We start from the raw sequence: 14,264 nt of genomic DNA, 5'->3' as shown, positions 1-14,264 counted from the left end.
CTTGCGTTTTCCTGCTGATCGTTTCGCGTTCGCGCGGCTCGAGGCCTTGCTGTTCGACATGGACGGCACGCTGAGCGACACCGACGCGATCCACCGCCAGGCCATGGTCGACACCTTCGCGGCCCGAGGCGTGGGCATGAGCGACGAGGACTTTCACCGGCACGTGTCGGGTCAGTCGAACGACGCCATCTTCGCGCGCTTCTTCCCCGGCCTCTCCGAAGACGAGCGCCGACGTCTGGCCGACGAGAAGGAGGCGCTCTATCGCCGACTGACGCCGCGGATGACGCCTATGCCCGGCCTTGCGCGGTTGATCGACTGGGCGAAGGCGAGGGGCGTGGCCTGCGCGCTGGTCACCAACGGTCCCCGGGCCAATGTCGAGCACACGCTGAAGGTTCTCGGCCTCGCCGACAGCTTCGACACCCTGGTGCTGGGCGAGGACCTGCCGCGCGCCAAGCCTGATCCGCTGCCCTATCTGGAGGCCCTCCAGCGGCTGGGTGTCGCCGCGGAAAACGCCATGGCCTTCGAGGATTCCGAGCCCGGCGTGACCGCCGCCCTGGCGGCGGGCGTGTTCACCGTCGAGGTCACCGGACCGTCGCGAAAGGCGGGGCTTGGCCTCGGCGCCGACCTCACCGTGCCCGATTTCGGCGCGCCGGCGCTGTGGGCGCGCCTGACCGCAACCGATGTTCACGCTACCACTTGATCGAAAGGATGTTTGGTGGCTGTGGGGGCGGTGCGCGATTCCAAGGCAATACAAGGTCTTAAGGGAAGCTCTGGCGAAAATTTCGACATTTATGCAACGAATATGCTTCCGAAGCGCGCTTTCGTTAAGTAGCGATTTGACACAACATCGAAACCGTTGTTACCTTTTGTAATATAAATAAGGTGCAAACCGAAACTTCGGAATTGCATCCGATCAAGCGAGGAAAAGGGGTTCGCTATGGCACGTCGTCCATCACACCGGGGGGCCATCATGGCCGGCGCAGGCATTGCTGCCCTGCTCACCGCAAGCGCGGCGATCGCGCAGGTTCCCGCCAACGCCCCCGATGACGATACGGTCGAGGAAGTCGTCGTTGTCGGCGTGCGCGCCAGCGTGGCCAAGGCCGTCAAGCTGAAGCGCGACGCCACCACGGTCCAGGACTCGATCAGCGCCCTCGAACTGGGCATGTTCCCGGACGACAACGTCGCCGACTCCCTCAGCCACATCACCGGGGTCTCGATCTCGCGCACCGCCGGCGGCGAGGGCCAGAAGGTCAGCGTCCGGGGCCTGGGTCCCGAATACACGCTGTCGACCTTCAACGGACGCATCCTGGCCACCGACGGCGCGGGCCGTGACTTCGCCTACGACGTGCTGCCGTCCGACGTCATCAGCGGCGCCGACGTGATCAAGGGCGCCGAGGCGGCCAACACCGAGGGCGCCATCGGCGGCTTGATCAACCTGCGTTCGGCCAGCCCCTTCGACAAGCTCGGCCAACAGGGCATCGTGCGCCTCGAGGGCGATCGAAACCAGATGTCGGAGATGGACGGCCGCAAGCTGTCGGCCGTGTACAGCAACACCTTCGCCGGCGACACGCTCGGCATCCTTCTCGGCGTGGTGCTCGAGAAGCGCGACGACCGCACCGACGTGGCCGGCAACGACGGCGGCTGGAGCCGCAACGCGGACCCGACCGACGAAAGCTGGCTGTGGGGCAATACCTGGGGCGGCGCCATCGACCCCAACAACAACGGCGTGCTGGACCCCGAAGAATACGGCCTGATCGGTCCCGGTCAGTTCCGCGTCGGCTCGATCCTGGAGAAGAAGAAGCGCACCGCCTTCACGGGCAAGCTGGAATGGCGGCCGTCCGACACGTTCAAGCTGGTCGTCGACGGGCTGGCGACCAAGCTGGATTCCCCGCAGGTCGGCTACCAGCAGTCCTTCTACCCGCTCTATGCGCCGGGTCGCTGGTCGAACATGGTGATCAAGGACGGCATCGTCACCAGCTTCGACATGGACAATCCCGATCCGGAGATGCGCCTCAATCCGGAGCTGCTCAATCAGACGTCCTACCGGGTCGTCGAGACGCAGCTCTACGGCGCCAACGCCGAATGGAACGTGTCGGACAACCTGACCATCGTCGGCGACGTCTACCGCTCGACCTCCAAGCGCCATTCCGGCGGACAGGACAGCTACGTCGTTCTGCGGATGAACCAGGCCAACACGGCCCACATCTCGCTGACGGGCGCGCGCGTGCCGAACGTGACGGTCGACTTCGATGACGGCCGCGACCTGGCCAGCGGCCTGGCCAAGGGTCAGTTCGGCGACTCCGACTTCAACACCCACTACTTCTCGCTCGCCGGCGACAACATCGACGACAAGATCACCGGCGCCTCGTTCAAGGGAAAGTGGGACACCAAGCGCGGCTGGCTCGACAACGTGCAGTTCGGGGTCAACTACACCGACCGCACCAAGTCGCGCGACCTGGTCAACAATGCGCTGACGGGCGGGGCCGACTACTATTCCGGCAACTACGCGATCAATGTCGGCGCCCTTCAAGGCAACGTCATTTCGAACAATTTCAGCCTGCCCAACTTCATGAACAAGGTTGACGCGGAGTTCCCGCGCACCTTCCTGGCCTTCGATGTCGCCAGCTATCAGAAGGCGTTGGCGGCCTATGACGGCACGCCGCGGCCGGGCGGCGGCGTCTACGACTATTCCGCCGCGGCGCCCAAGTGGAACCCGCTGAGCAGCTACCGCGTGGGCGAGGAGACTTGGTCCGGCTTCGCGCAGGCCAACCTGGAGGCCGAACGCTGGAGCGGCAACGTCGGCCTGCGCGTCGTGCACACCACGACCAACGCCCAGGCCTGGGACGCGAAAATCCTGGAGATCATCCAGAACGGCGCCTTCAACTATACGGCCGTCTATGACGAACCGACGACCGTCGAGCAGAAGAACGACTACACCTATGTTCTGCCGTCGCTGAACCTCAACTACCGCATCACCGAGGAGCTGCGCCTGCGCTTCGGGGCGGCCAAGACCATGGCCCGTCCGTCGGTCGAGACCCTGGCGCCGAGCAGCACCACCGAAAGCGTGTCATGGGGCGAGTTCACCCAGATCTACAGCGGCAACGCGGATCTGAAGCCCTATTCGGCCAAGCAGTTCGACCTGTCGCTGGAATACTATTTCCGGCCCAACTCGATCTTCAACTTCGCGGTGTTCCAGAAGCGCATCAAGGACCAGATCACCACGAGCTGGGAGCCAGGCCAGGATATCGGCGTGCCAAACCCGGACCCCACTGTGCCGGGTAACCAGCTGTTCAACATCAGCCGTCCGATCAACGGCGACTACGCCAAGGTGAAGGGCATCGAGGTCGGCCTGCAGCACTTCCTGGACAACGGCTTCGGCGTGCGCGCGCAGTACACGCGCAACTGGGCCAAGAGCTATGTCGGCGAACAGGAGCGTCCGCTCGAAGGCATCGCGCCGTCGGTCTATTCGCTGGGCGTCTTCTATGAACACGGCCCGGTGTCGCTCAGCGTGTCTGCCGACCACACCGACGGCTTCGCCACGGCGGTCAACGTGCTCGGCGAAGGCTACAACGAACAGGCCGATCCGATCACCTGGGTCACGGCCCACGCGTCGTACAAGATCACCGAGAAGATGGACATCTCGATCGAAGGCCAGAACCTGCTGGACGAGGCCAACACCTACAGCATCAACGGCAATCCGATGCTGCCGCAGGGCTACTACCGCTACGGCGCCAGCTACAAGCTGGGCCTGAGCTACCGCTTCTAAAGCGCGCCGCCGCCGGTCTCGCCCATCATGGCGGCCGGCGGCGGATTCTTTCCAGTACACATCAAACAGGTGGCGTCTTGCCCTCATCGCCCAAGGCGAAGGAACGGCTCAGCCTTGCGCGGTCGGCGTTGCTGTCGGCCGCCTTCCTGCTGGCCGGAGTCCCTCAAGCCCAGGCCCGGGCCGAGGCTGGGCCGAGCTCGCCCGCCGCCGTCGCGGGCGCCGATTTTCGCTTCACCGAAGCCGATCTCGCCAACCCCGAGCGGGGCTTCTACCAGGCGGCCGACACCGATCTCGACGCCCTGGGCGCGGCGTTCGTGGCGCGGACCTACGCCAAGGGCGATCGGCTGATCTATGCGCGGATCAACCTCGAACCCTATCGCGACAGCGACCTGCCGGCGGCGTTCCTCGACCGGATCGACGCCGCGTTCGAGACAGCGCGCCAGGGCGGCGTCAAGCTGATCGTCCGCGCGACCTACAACTATCCACGCGGGGAGACCCAGTACCGCGACGCGCGGGACGCGTCCCTGGCTCGGGTGTTGGCGCACCTGACGCAACTCAAGCCGCTGCTCCGGCGCAATGAGGATGTGATCGCCTTCATGCAGGCGGGCTTCATCGGCGCATGGGGGGAATGGCACACCTCGTCAAACGACCTCACCACGCCCGCGAGCCGCACCCGGATCAAGGACGCCCTGCTGGATGCGACGCCCGTCACGCGCTTCGTCCAGTTCCGCTATCCGCCCTACATCCAGGCCTGGACGCCCAAACTGCCGGGCCTGGACGCGGCGCTGGACGGCTCGTTCCGCATCGGGTTTCACAACGACTGCTTCCTGGCGAGCGACACCGATGTCGGCACCTATGACGAAGCGGCGGACCCGCGCGAGCGTGAGCGGCGATATGCCGACGCGCAGGGCGACCTGGCGCCCTTCGGCGGAGAGACCTGCAATCCGGCCGACGATCCCGATCCTCGGCCGCGCACGGCCTGCGCCGACATCCTGGGCGAGGGCGCGCGCTATAACCTTACATATCTGAACGACGACTATTACCGCCGCCTGTTCCATGACAACTGGCGCAAGCAGGTGTGTATCGACGAGGTGCGCCGCCGGATGGGTTACCGCTTCGCCCTGGTCAAGGTCAGCCATCCCGCCGCGATCGCCCCGGGCGGCGTGTTTTCGGTCTCGCTCGTGTTTCGCAACTCGGGCTGGGCCCGGCTCTACAACCCCCGGCCGGTGGAGATCCTGCTGCGCGACCGCGCGTCGGGCGCGGTTCGCCGGCTGCCGGCGCGGGGCGCCGATCCGCGCCGGTGGCTGCCAGGAGCGGACACGAGCGAAACGCTGGCGGTCACCCTGCCCAACGACGTGTCGGGCGCGCAGGAAGTCTGGCTGGCCCTGCCGGACGCCGGACCGCGCCTCAAGGACGATCCCCGCTTCGCCATCCGCCTGGCCAACGCCGACGACGGCGCGAAGGGCCAGGGGTGGGATGAACAGCGCGGCGCCTTTGCGTTGGGGACCACGGTGGACGTGACGCCGAAGTAGCAACTTCAACTTCGCCGCGGAGGCTTGGCCCCGCCATGGGCCGCGATGAAGGGCCGGCCCTTCGACCCATTCCGGCGAGAAGGGCGCGCCGACGCCTGACGTTCAGCCAGCTTGGTGCGGAAGAAGCGCCGGGGGGCCGGCTTCCTCCAGGGCGCGCCGCACCGCGATGGCCAGATCGCTGACCTTGAAGGGCTTGCGCAGCACGGCCTCGGACTTGACGAGGTCCTTGATCGCTTTGGCGTCGGCGTAGCCCGTGACCAGCAGCACGGCCAGGGCGGGCGACGCCTCCCGGGCCTGGGCCGCGACCTGGGCGCCGTTGACGCCCGGCATCGCGAAGTCGACCACCATCAAGTCCGGCCGGTCGGCGGCGATCCGATCAAGGCCGGCCTGGCCGCCCGACGCCTCGGTCACCGCGTATCCGAGCGATCGCAGGCACTGGACGATGAACCTGCGCACGCCGGCGTCGTCGTCGACCACGAGGATCCGTTCGCCGTGGCTCAGGGGCGTTTCGCCGGTCGGGATTTCGCTCGCATGCAGGCGTTCGGCCGCGTCGCTGACCGGCAGCCAGATCTCGATCGTGGCGCCTTCGCCGACGGTGCTGTCGATGCGCACCGTGCCGCCCGACTGGGTGGCGATGCCATAGACCTGACTGAGGCCCAGGCCGGTGCCCTTGCCCACGCCCTTGGTGGTGAAGAACGGGTCCAGCACCTTCTGCAGCAGCTCCGCGGGGATGCCGTGGCCGGTGTCGCTGACGGCGATGACCACGTGGCGTCCCGGCTGCAATCCCTCGTGCCAATCCTCGGCCAGGCGGCTCGAGACCGTGACGGTCCCGCCGTTGCTCATGGCGTCGCGGGCGTTGATCGCCAGGTTGAGGATCGCCAACTCCAGCTGGTTGGGATCGGCGTTGGCCCGGGCCGAGCCCGCCCGCAGATCGGTCCGGATCTCCACCGTGTGGCCCAGGGTCCTGGCCAGCAGATCGCCCATGCCGTCGATCAAGGCGTCGACCTCGACGGCCTGCAGGTCCAGTTGCTGGCTTCGCGAGAAGGCCAGAAGCTGGGCGGTCAGCTTGGTGGCCCGCTCCACGCCCTCCCTGGCGTTGGCCGCCATACGCTGAATGCGCGGGTCGTCGCTGCGCCGTTCGATCATGTCGATATTGCCGACGATGGCGGTCAGGAGGTTGTTGAAGTCGTGCGCGATGCCGCCCGTCAGCTGGCCGATCGCATCCATCTTCTGGGCCTGCACGAGGGCCGCCTGGGCCTGCTCTCGCTCGCCGATCTCGTTGAGCAGACGCTCGTTGGAGCGCCGCAGCTCATGGACGCTTTCACCGATGCGGCGCTCCAGCGTCTCGTTCATCGCCAGCAACGCGGCCTCCGCCGCCTTGCGTTCGGTGATGTCGAGCGTCACGCCCGTCATGCGTCGCGGCGCGCCCGGCTTGTCCGAATTCAGCCGCCCGCGAACCTGCAGCCAGTGGACGCTTTCGTCGGGCCAGATCACCCGGTACTCGACGTCGTAGTCTCCGCCCTTGCTGAGCGCGGCGCCCAAGTCGGCCGAGCGTCGTGCAGCGTCGTCGGGATGCACCGCCGCCTCGACATCGGCCAGCGTCAGGGTCTGCTCCGGCGCGCGGCCGAAATGCGCCTTGGCCATGGGCGAGGCGGAAAGCACCTGGCTTCCGAGCTCGAGCTCCCAGGAGCCCAGATGGCCCGCGTCCAGCGCGAAACGCAGTTGCTCCTCGGCCTTGATCTGGTCTGCGAGGTGATCGCGGGCCCGGTATTGCCGTTGCCGGGCCCGCACGGCCGAAGCCGCCGCGCTGACCAGCGTTTCGGCGTTGATGGGGCGCTCCAGCAGCACGACGTTGCCGATCGCCCGCAGCCGCTCGGCGTCGACTTGAGCGCGTTTGCCCGGCTGCTTGGTGACCAGCACGATGAACGGAAAATCCGACCAGGACGGCTGAGCCGCGAGCCAGGCGGTCAGGGTTTCGGTCGCATCCTGCGCCAGCGCCTCCTCGGTGAGGATCGCGGCCCCGGCGTTTTGAGCGAGGGCCTCGGTCAGGGTCGACAGGTCCGGGCAAATCAGGACGCGGTAGCCGGTAGAGGTCAGGGTTTCAGCGATCACCGGCGCGTCCCGACCCCGGGGGGCCAGGATCAGGATGCGCTTATCCATTCGCGCCGGGCTCCGCTGCGCCGAGCATGGCGACCTTGCCTTCATAGGAGGGCAGGCCCGACATGACGCCCTGGAAATCGGTCAGCGCCTCGCCGACCTGGATGCCGGCGCTGGTCAGTCGGATCTCCCGAATGGTCTTTTCGTGTTCGGTGGTGCGGCTCTTGACCGCCGAGATCGCCGTGCGCACCGACCCCGCCGCCTCGAAGAACCGAAACAGCAGGATGCCGTCGCTGAGATAGCTGAGGTCGATGTCGCTGCGGACCTCGCCGATGAAGCCGTGCTGACCCAGGATGAGCAGGGTGACGACGCCTTGCTGGTTCAGATAGGTCAGCAACTCGTGCATCTGCAGAAGCAGGAACTTCTGACCCGGCATAGCTTGCAGATAGGCGTTGAGGCTGTCGATCACGACCTGGGCCGCGCGGCCCTTCTCGACCGCATCCCGGACGTGGCAGGCGAACTCGCCCGGCGACAGTTCGGCCGGGTCGATCGCCCGGATCGTCAGCTGGCCGTTGTCGAGGAAGGGCTGCAGCTCCATGCCCAGGGCCCTGGACCGCGCCAGCAGGGTCGGCAGGCCCTCGTCGAACAGGTAGTAGGCGACCTTCTCGCCGCGTTCGAGCGCGCTGAGCACGCACCGCACCGCCGTGGTGGTCTTGCCCACGCCGGAGGGGCCGCTGATCAGGGTGTTGGTGCCGCGCGACAGGCCGCCGCCGATCAAGGCGTCCAGTTCGGCCGATCCGGTCGAAACGATCTCGTGAGTGAACTCCGCGTGATGACGGGCGGCCACCAGCCGCTCGAAGACCGTGATCCCGCCGGTGTCGAGTTCGAAATCGTGGAAGCCGCCGCGGTACTTGATGCCGCGCATCTTGACGATTTCCAGCCGGCGGCGCTGGGAGCCGTATTCCTGGGGGCTGCGCTGCAGGCTGATCACGCCATGGGCGATGCTGTGCAGCTGCAAGTCGCCGTCCTCGGCGGTCTGGTCGTCCAGCAGCAGCACCGTGCATTTGCGGGTCGAGAAGAAATGCTTGAGCGCCAGGATTTGCCGGCGGTGGCGCAGGGGGTTCTGGGCCAGGAGGCGCATTTCCGACAGACTGTCGAACACGACCCGCATCGGCTTGGTCGCCTCGACCTGTCGCATCACGCCGCGGGTCGTTTCGCCGAGTTCGACGTCGGAGGGGTGCAGGACCGATTGTTCGCTGTCGGGATCCAGGCCTTCCTCGCTGACCAGCTCGAACAAGTCGACGCCGTCCAGCGACCAGCCATGGCTGGCGGCGGCGGCCTTAAGTTCGGTCTCGGTTTCCGACAGGGTGATGTAGAGGCCGCTCTCGCCCAGCTCGCGCCCCTTGAGCAGGAACTGCAAGGCCAAGGTCGTCTTGCCCGAGCCTGGCGTGCCCTCGACCAGGTAGATGCGATCGCGGGTCAGGCCGCCGCCAAGGATCTCGTCCAGGCCGGGCACGCCTGTGGCGACACGGGGCTCTGTCGTTGGCGGGATGAGATCGACCGGCATGCACGCTCCTCGCAGCGGGTCTCCCGACCCTGTGGCGGTCGTCCTTGGGCCGACCCGCTGGAAGATAACCCCGAGCTAAAGCCAAGGTTTCTTCGACGGGCAGAGGCGTTGGACGATGGGCGCGCGACCGAGACGGGAAGGCGCCGCAGTCTTGCCGTCGCGCGAACTCGCGGATGAAGTCGAATTGCCAGGCAGTAATGTCGGACTCATGACATAGCCGCGTCATGTTCTCGCGAACCTACAGGCGCCTGCGGGCGGACGAATGTGAACGGCTCGCCGCCGCCGCCTTAGATTCCTTGAAGCGCAGGCAGTATGAGGTCGACGCCCTGGAATGGCGGCTGCTTGCCGGCGAGTTTCTCGAAACGCCTCCCGTCTTGAAACTCGTCTGGATCGCGCCCTGACGTCCGGCGGATTTTTCTGAAGCACTTATATTTTCGGCGACGCCGGGCCAAACCCCAGGGCACGCGTTGCTAGCGCATGCGCACCGCCGAGGATTGTCGCCGTCAGGCGACGAAGATGAATTTGCTGGCGGCCCAATCGCCCGTGTTGCGCGACCAATACCTGCGGATGGCGCAACTTTGGGAGCGTCTCGGAGACGAGTCCGCGCAAACCGAAGGGCTGGAGGATGAGCAACCCTCGCGCCCGGGCGAACCTTCCAGCGCGGGGGCGCCGTCCGAAGACGATTAGCCCGCCGACGCGGCGTCAGCCGACGATGCTGAGCTCGCGCGAGGAAGCCGCCACGGGCGTGATGACGGCGGTTATCACGCAGATGACGCCGCTGGGGGCGAAGTCGATCGCGGCGTCGCCGCCCAGGGCGGCCGAGAGGCTGCGTTCGATCAGGCGGGATCCAAAGCCGCGGTGCAGGGGCGGAGCCACGACCGGGCCGTCCTTTTCCTCCCATTCGAGGCGGATGACCCCGGCCTCCAGGGTCCAAAGGATGCTGAGCCGGCCCGTCGGCGTCGAAAGCGCGCCATACTTCACCGCGTTGGTGGCCAGCTCCTGCAAGGCCATCGCCATGGCCAGCGCCATGGTCGGCTCCAGGCGGACCTCGGGACCGCCCGTGACGATGCGAGACGCGTCCGCGCCCACATAGGGCGATATGGCCAACGTGACGATTTCGCGCATTTCCGCCCCTTCCCAACTTTCGCGGGTCAGGACGTCATGGGCGAGCGACAGGGCGATGAGGCGCTCTTCCAGCGCGGCCCGGGCGTCGTCAACGCTCGCCGCGGAGCGCAGGGTCTGGGCCGCGATGGATTGAACCGTGGCCAGCGTATTCTTGACCCGGTGGTTCAGCTCGTTGATCAGCAGGCTTTGCTTCTCGTCCGCGGCGCGCTGCTCGGTGCGGTCGCGAAGGATTTTCAGGAAGCCGATCAGCTGACCGTCGTCGCGGCGAAGCGGCGTCATCAGGGTGTGGGACCAAAAGGCCGTTCCATCCTTGCGCACGTGCCAGCGCTCTTCTTCGGTCCGGCCGTCTTGCAGGCAGCGCGCGCGCTCCCGGTCGTCGGCCTGGAGGGCCTTGTCCGCCTGGGTCCAGATCGGGGGGAAGGCCCGCCCGATCAGTTCGGTCGCCTGCCAGCCCAGGATTTGCTGGGCGCCGGCGTTCCAGATCGTCACGGTCTGATCGAGATCGGTGGCCATGATCGCGTAGTCGCGCACGCCTTCGAGGATCAGGCGGTAGCGTTCGTCGCTTTCACGGTGCGCCGCTTCGACCGCCAGCGCGGATTTGGCTTCGGCCACTTCCCTGGCTTGCGCGTAGGTCGCGGTCAGGTCGGTGAGCACGCCGCAGAGAAACGGGCCGTCCGGCGGGTCCATCTGGGTCAGGGACAGCTGAGCGATGAAGGTCTCGGCGGTGGCCGCGCGCTGCAGGGCCAGTTCGGCCTTGCCGCCCTCTCCGAGCAGGCGTTGCAGGTCGGCCAGCGACTCCGGCCTGACGAACGGTCGAAGGCCCGTGGCGATCAGGGCGCTGGGCTCGGCGCCCAGCATCTCGGCCAAGGCGCGATTGCCGTACAGCAACGCGCCGTCCCGGCTGACCATCAGGGCGCCTTCGGTCATCTGCTCGATCAGAAGCCGGTAGGACCGGTCGGCCGTTTCGAGCGTGTAGACCTTTCGGTTGTCGGGTCCCCCCACCACCACGGCGTCCACTTCGCCGTTGCGGATCGCCTCCAGCGTCTCGAGCGCCTCGGCCAGTTGCAGCCGAAGGTCCAGAACCTCCGAGGCAAGCGACATGGGCGCGGAGCGGGGACTACTTTGATCCATCGTCAAGGCCGCCTTTCGCCGGCAGGCCAAGGCCGCGCAGCACGCGGTCGGTGTCCGAAAGGTCGCCGATCATCCGTTGCACGGGTTCCGGCTGCAGCTTGATCAGGGTCGGCGCGGCGAGGATCTGATGCTCGCTCGCCGCCTCCGGGTTTTCGTACATGTCGACGACTTCCAGGTCGTAGCGGTCGGGCAGTTCGCTTTCCAGCACTCGCCGCAGGTTGGCGATCGCCCGGGTGGACCGTTGCGTCGAACCGGTGACGTAGAGCCTCAGCACGTGCCTGGAAGCAGGGGTGTTGTTGTCCGGGCGGGTCATGACGCGGGCCTGCTGTAGTCGAGTCCGATGAGGAACTTCTCGGGATCGGCCAGCGTGCCGATCATGCGCTTGAGCGGCGGGGGCAGGCTGCGCACCAGGGTGGGGATGGCGATGATCTGGTCCTGGGCCGCGAGTTCGGGATTCTCGGCCAGGTCGAGCACCTCGATCTTGTGGCGGCCCGGCAAGTGCGTGTCGCAGAGCAGGGTCAGGTTCCTGATCGCCGCGAGCGACTTGGGCGTCTGGCCGGCGACATAGAGCCGGAAATGGAAGATCCCGCCGTCCGGAACCTCGGCGTCTCCTTCACCCGGCGCGTCCGGCGTCGTGGGCGAGGTCATGTCGTCGCCCCGCGGCGGGTGGCCGCCGCCGACCGGCTGGCGGTCAGGGTCTGTTCCTTGCGCTCATCGACCGTGTCCAACGCAAGCAGTTCGGCTTCCTCGCGCTGGAGCGCCTCGCGGGTTTCGGTGATCTGGCGTTCGGCGGCGTTCTTTTTCTCGGCGAATTCGCGCTGGCGACGATTGACCTCGTCCCGGCGTTCGAGGGCGGCGGCTTCTTCCTGCGCCTCCTGGACGATGCGGGCGCTGCCGGTCAGCACGCCGTGAGGTCCGATATAGGGTTCCATCAGGGTGACGCCGTCGGAGCTCAAGTGATACTCGCGGATCTGATTGGAGTGGCTCATGCCGCGCGCCTTGAGCACGAACAGGCCGCGGTTGCGTTCGCCGTTGGCTTCCAGGTCGTGCAGGCCGATCCAGACGTCCATCAGCGAGGACAGGCTCTGTTCGTTGCGGTCGTCCTGCTCGCCGTTGACCAGGTTGTTGAAGACCACCGTGATGCCCTTGACCTTGAGGTAGTCCACCAACCTCAGCAGCGTGGCGTGGATCTCGCTTTCGGAGCCCCGGAACGCGGAGATCGGATCGACGACGACGACCGCCGGGTTGAAGGCGTCGATCTGGCGGATCATCAGCACCAGGTGCATCTCGAGGCCAAAGAGGCTGGGCCGGGACGACTCGAAGCGCAGCAGGCCGGCGGCCACGTGCGAACCCAGGTCCAGGCCGACGGAGCGCATGTTTCGCACGATCTGCTCGGGAGATTCCTCGAACGAGAAATAGATCGCCCGCTGTCCCGCCAGGCAGGCGGCGTTGACGAAGTTGGATCCGAAGGTGGTCTTGCCGGTCCCCGAGGGACCCGACAGCAGCACGCTCGAGCCGCGATAGTAGCCGCCCACGCCCAGCATGGCGTCGATGCCGCCGATCCCGCTGGAAACAACCTCGTCGGAGATCGAATGCGAGAGGCCGGCCGAGGTCACCGGCAGCACGCTGATGCCGCCCTTGTCGATGAGAAACGGGTACTCGTTGGTCCCGTGGGCCGAACCCCGATACTTCATGACCCGCAGGCGCCGCGTGGTGATCTGTTCCTCGACCCGGTTGTCGAGCGCGATCACGCAGTCGGAGACGTACTCCTCCAGGCCGTGGCGGGTGAGCTGGCCTTCGGAGCCGCGCTCGGCGGTGATCACCGCGGTGACGCCGCGATCCTTGAGCCACTGGAAGAGCCGGCGAAGCTCCGCGCGGAGCACGGGACCGTCGCCCAGGCCGGAAAACAGCGCTTCCAGCGTGTCCAGGACAACGCGTTTCGCCCCGATCTTGTCGATGGCGTGTCCGAGCCTGACGAACAGGCCTTCCAGGTCGTATTCGCCGCTATGCTCGATCTCGCTGCGCTCGACGCGCACATAGTCGATGACCAGCTTTTTCTCGGCGATCAGCCTTGGCAGGTCATAGCCAAGGGAGCTGACGTTCTGCACCAGATCGTCGGCGCGTTCCTCGAAGGTCATGAAGACGCCTGGCTCGTCATAGGCGGTCGCGCCCTTGACGAGGAAGGTCAGGGCAAAGAGCGTCTTGCCGCAGCCTGCGGCGCCGGCGATCAGGGTCGGGCGGCCCTTGGGCAGCCCGCCGAAGGTGATCTCGTCCAGGCCGGCGATGCCGCTCGGCGCCTTTTGGAGGTGTTCGGCTGTCGTCTTGATCTGTTGGGTCATGGCGTCGTCGCTAGCGTGAACTGTCAGGCCGAAGTACAGCAGCGATGGCCTCAAGTCGCGCGAAAGATCGAATTTTATAGAGTAAAAAGGCGTGAATCTCGGCGCGCCTTCAAAATAATTCGCAGTAAAAATTCGATATTTTCTAGTTTTTGGACGCCGTCAGGAAGGGGTTTTTACGGGCAAGATCCGAGCAAAATCTACGAGATCAGGCCGTCCAATCGACGAATTTCGCCGGCAATAACTTGATAAAACTTTCGTCGGATGCCCCCCCGCTGTCGAGGCAAGGGCCCTGGCCGTGCAAGCCGCCCGCCGCCGATCGCGGGCGCTCCACGAGCACCGAAATCAGGCCTTCTCAGTGGGCTGTGCTGGCCGCGGAAAGTCTGAACGGCTTTGGCATGGTCCAGTTTGCGTCGGCGCCCCGGCCAATCTCGAATTCCGTTCTCAGTCGATCCAGGATCGCGTCGTCGACGCCCTGGATCCAAAGGAGATCTTCCCAGGTCCGGAAGGGGCCCCAGAACACCACTTCGCGGGCGACCGCGGGCTCGATCCCGGCGTTGGCGATGTCGTGGATGCTGGCGCTGTTGAGATCGATCATGGCGATAGAAGGTTCGGCTAAGGCTAAGGTTCCACCGCCGAGGGCAAGAGCGCCTTCATCGTATTCGCCGGCTTGCGCGACGCCCTCCCCGGACCGCTTCGCGCAGCCCGGG

The 14,264-nt window shown here is 66.3% G+C and carries 11 protein-coding genes; 4 read left to right on the top strand and 7 right to left on the bottom strand.

Annotated features, from left to right (window positions below):
• Nucleotide 1 precedes the first annotated feature (1 nt).
• The 3 genes from AC1DYP_RS06040 (at nt 2) to AC1DYP_RS06030 (ending at nt 5,298) form a co-directional block, all read left to right on the top strand.
• Nucleotides 2-700 carry an HAD family hydrolase gene (locus AC1DYP_RS06040; protein ID WP_477045573.1) on the top strand — a complete coding sequence of 233 codons (699 nt, stop codon included), beginning with the start codon at nt 2-4 and terminating at the stop codon, nt 698-700.
• Nucleotides 701-970: 270 nt separating this feature from the next.
• Entirely contained in the window at nt 971-3,766 is a 2,796-nt protein-coding gene (locus AC1DYP_RS06035) for a TonB-dependent receptor (RefSeq protein WP_477045572.1), read from the top strand.
• 77 nt (nt 3,767-3,843) lie between these two features.
• Nucleotides 3,844-5,298: a DUF4832 domain-containing protein gene (locus AC1DYP_RS06030; RefSeq protein WP_477045571.1), complete on the top strand. Its 1,455-nt coding sequence runs from the start codon at nt 3,844-3,846 to the stop codon at nt 5,296-5,298.
• 102 nt (nt 5,299-5,400) lie between these two features.
• On the opposite strand, the gene AC1DYP_RS06025 is transcribed toward AC1DYP_RS06030, so the two are convergent.
• A complete protein-coding gene (locus AC1DYP_RS06025; protein WP_477045570.1) occupies nt 5,401-7,458 on the bottom strand; it encodes a response regulator in 2,058 nt (685 codons plus the stop codon).
• Nucleotides 7,451-8,962 carry an ATPase domain-containing protein gene (locus tag AC1DYP_RS06020; protein ID WP_477045569.1) on the bottom strand — a complete coding sequence of 504 codons (1,512 nt, stop codon included), beginning with the start codon at nt 8,960-8,962 and terminating at the stop codon, nt 7,451-7,453. The genes AC1DYP_RS06025 and AC1DYP_RS06020 overlap by 8 nt, the downstream gene beginning before the upstream one ends.
• Nucleotides 8,963-9,439: 477 nt before the next feature.
• On the opposite strand from AC1DYP_RS06020, the gene AC1DYP_RS06015 reads away from it, so the two are divergent.
• Nucleotides 9,440-9,649 carry a hypothetical protein gene (locus AC1DYP_RS06015; protein ID WP_477031591.1) on the top strand — a complete coding sequence of 70 codons (210 nt, stop codon included), beginning with the start codon at nt 9,440-9,442 and terminating at the stop codon, nt 9,647-9,649.
• Nucleotides 9,650-9,664: 15 nt separating this feature from the next.
• On the opposite strand, the gene AC1DYP_RS06010 is transcribed toward AC1DYP_RS06015, so the two are convergent.
• The 5 genes from AC1DYP_RS06010 to AC1DYP_RS05990 all read right to left on the bottom strand — a co-directional run bounded on the left by AC1DYP_RS06010 (nt 9,665) and on the right by AC1DYP_RS05990 (nt 14,152).
• Nucleotides 9,665-11,188 carry a sensor histidine kinase gene (locus AC1DYP_RS06010; RefSeq protein WP_477045568.1) on the bottom strand — a complete coding sequence of 508 codons (1,524 nt, stop codon included), beginning with the start codon at nt 11,186-11,188 and terminating at the stop codon, nt 9,665-9,667.
• Nucleotides 11,189-11,204: 16 nt separating this feature from the next.
• A complete protein-coding gene (locus AC1DYP_RS06005) occupies nt 11,205-11,531 on the bottom strand; it encodes a circadian clock KaiB family protein (RefSeq protein WP_477031593.1) in 327 nt (108 codons plus the stop codon).
• Nucleotides 11,528-11,866 (bottom strand): circadian clock KaiB family protein, encoded by a 339-nt coding sequence (locus AC1DYP_RS06000; RefSeq protein ID WP_477045567.1) that lies wholly within the window; start codon nt 11,864-11,866, stop codon nt 11,528-11,530. Before AC1DYP_RS06000 ends, AC1DYP_RS06005 begins: the two co-directional genes overlap by 4 nt.
• Nucleotides 11,863-13,557 (bottom strand): circadian clock protein KaiC, encoded by a 1,695-nt coding sequence (gene kaiC / locus AC1DYP_RS05995; RefSeq protein WP_477045566.1) that lies wholly within the window; start codon nt 13,555-13,557, stop codon nt 11,863-11,865. The genes AC1DYP_RS06000 and kaiC overlap by 4 nt, the downstream gene beginning before the upstream one ends.
• Nucleotides 13,558-13,909: 352 nt before the next feature.
• Nucleotides 13,910-14,152 (bottom strand): ComEA family DNA-binding protein, encoded by a 243-nt coding sequence (locus AC1DYP_RS05990; protein ID WP_477045565.1) that lies wholly within the window; start codon nt 14,150-14,152, stop codon nt 13,910-13,912.
• Nucleotides 14,153-14,264: the final 112 nt, after the last annotated feature.

The organism is Caulobacter sp. P1_D6, from assembly GCF_056406095.1.
Note: the sequence above shows the minus strand (reverse complement) of the source record. Positions and strands in the feature narration are given on the sequence as shown.

What these genes read in the sequence shown, in the direction of transcription:
- AC1DYP_RS06035 (WP_477045572.1), top strand. Translation starts at nt 971, where the DNA reads ATGGCCGGCGCAGGCATTGCTGCCCTGCTCACCGCAAGCGCGGCGATC.
- AC1DYP_RS06025 (WP_477045570.1), bottom strand. Translation starts at nt 7,458, where the DNA reads ATGGATAAGCGCATCCTGATCCTGGCCCCCCGGGGTCGGGACGCGCCG.
- AC1DYP_RS06020 (WP_477045569.1), bottom strand. Translation starts at nt 8,962, where the DNA reads ATGCCGGTCGATCTCATCCCGCCAACGACAGAGCCCCGTGTCGCCACA.
- AC1DYP_RS06015 (WP_477031591.1), top strand. Translation starts at nt 9,440, where the DNA reads ATGCGCACCGCCGAGGATTGTCGCCGTCAGGCGACGAAGATGAATTTG.
- AC1DYP_RS06010 (WP_477045568.1), bottom strand. Translation starts at nt 11,188, where the DNA reads ATGTCGCTTGCCTCGGAGGTTCTGGACCTTCGGCTGCAACTGGCCGAG.
- AC1DYP_RS06005 (WP_477031593.1), bottom strand. Translation starts at nt 11,531, where the DNA reads ATGACCCGCCCGGACAACAACACCCCTGCTTCCAGGCACGTGCTGAGG.
- AC1DYP_RS06000 (WP_477045567.1), bottom strand. Translation starts at nt 11,866, where the DNA reads ATGACCTCGCCCACGACGCCGGACGCGCCGGGTGAAGGAGACGCCGAG.
- kaiC (WP_477045566.1), bottom strand. Translation starts at nt 13,557, where the DNA reads ATGACCCAACAGATCAAGACGACAGCCGAACACCTCCAAAAGGCGCCG.
- AC1DYP_RS05990 (WP_477045565.1), bottom strand. Translation starts at nt 14,152, where the DNA reads ATGATCGATCTCAACAGCGCCAGCATCCACGACATCGCCAACGCCGGG.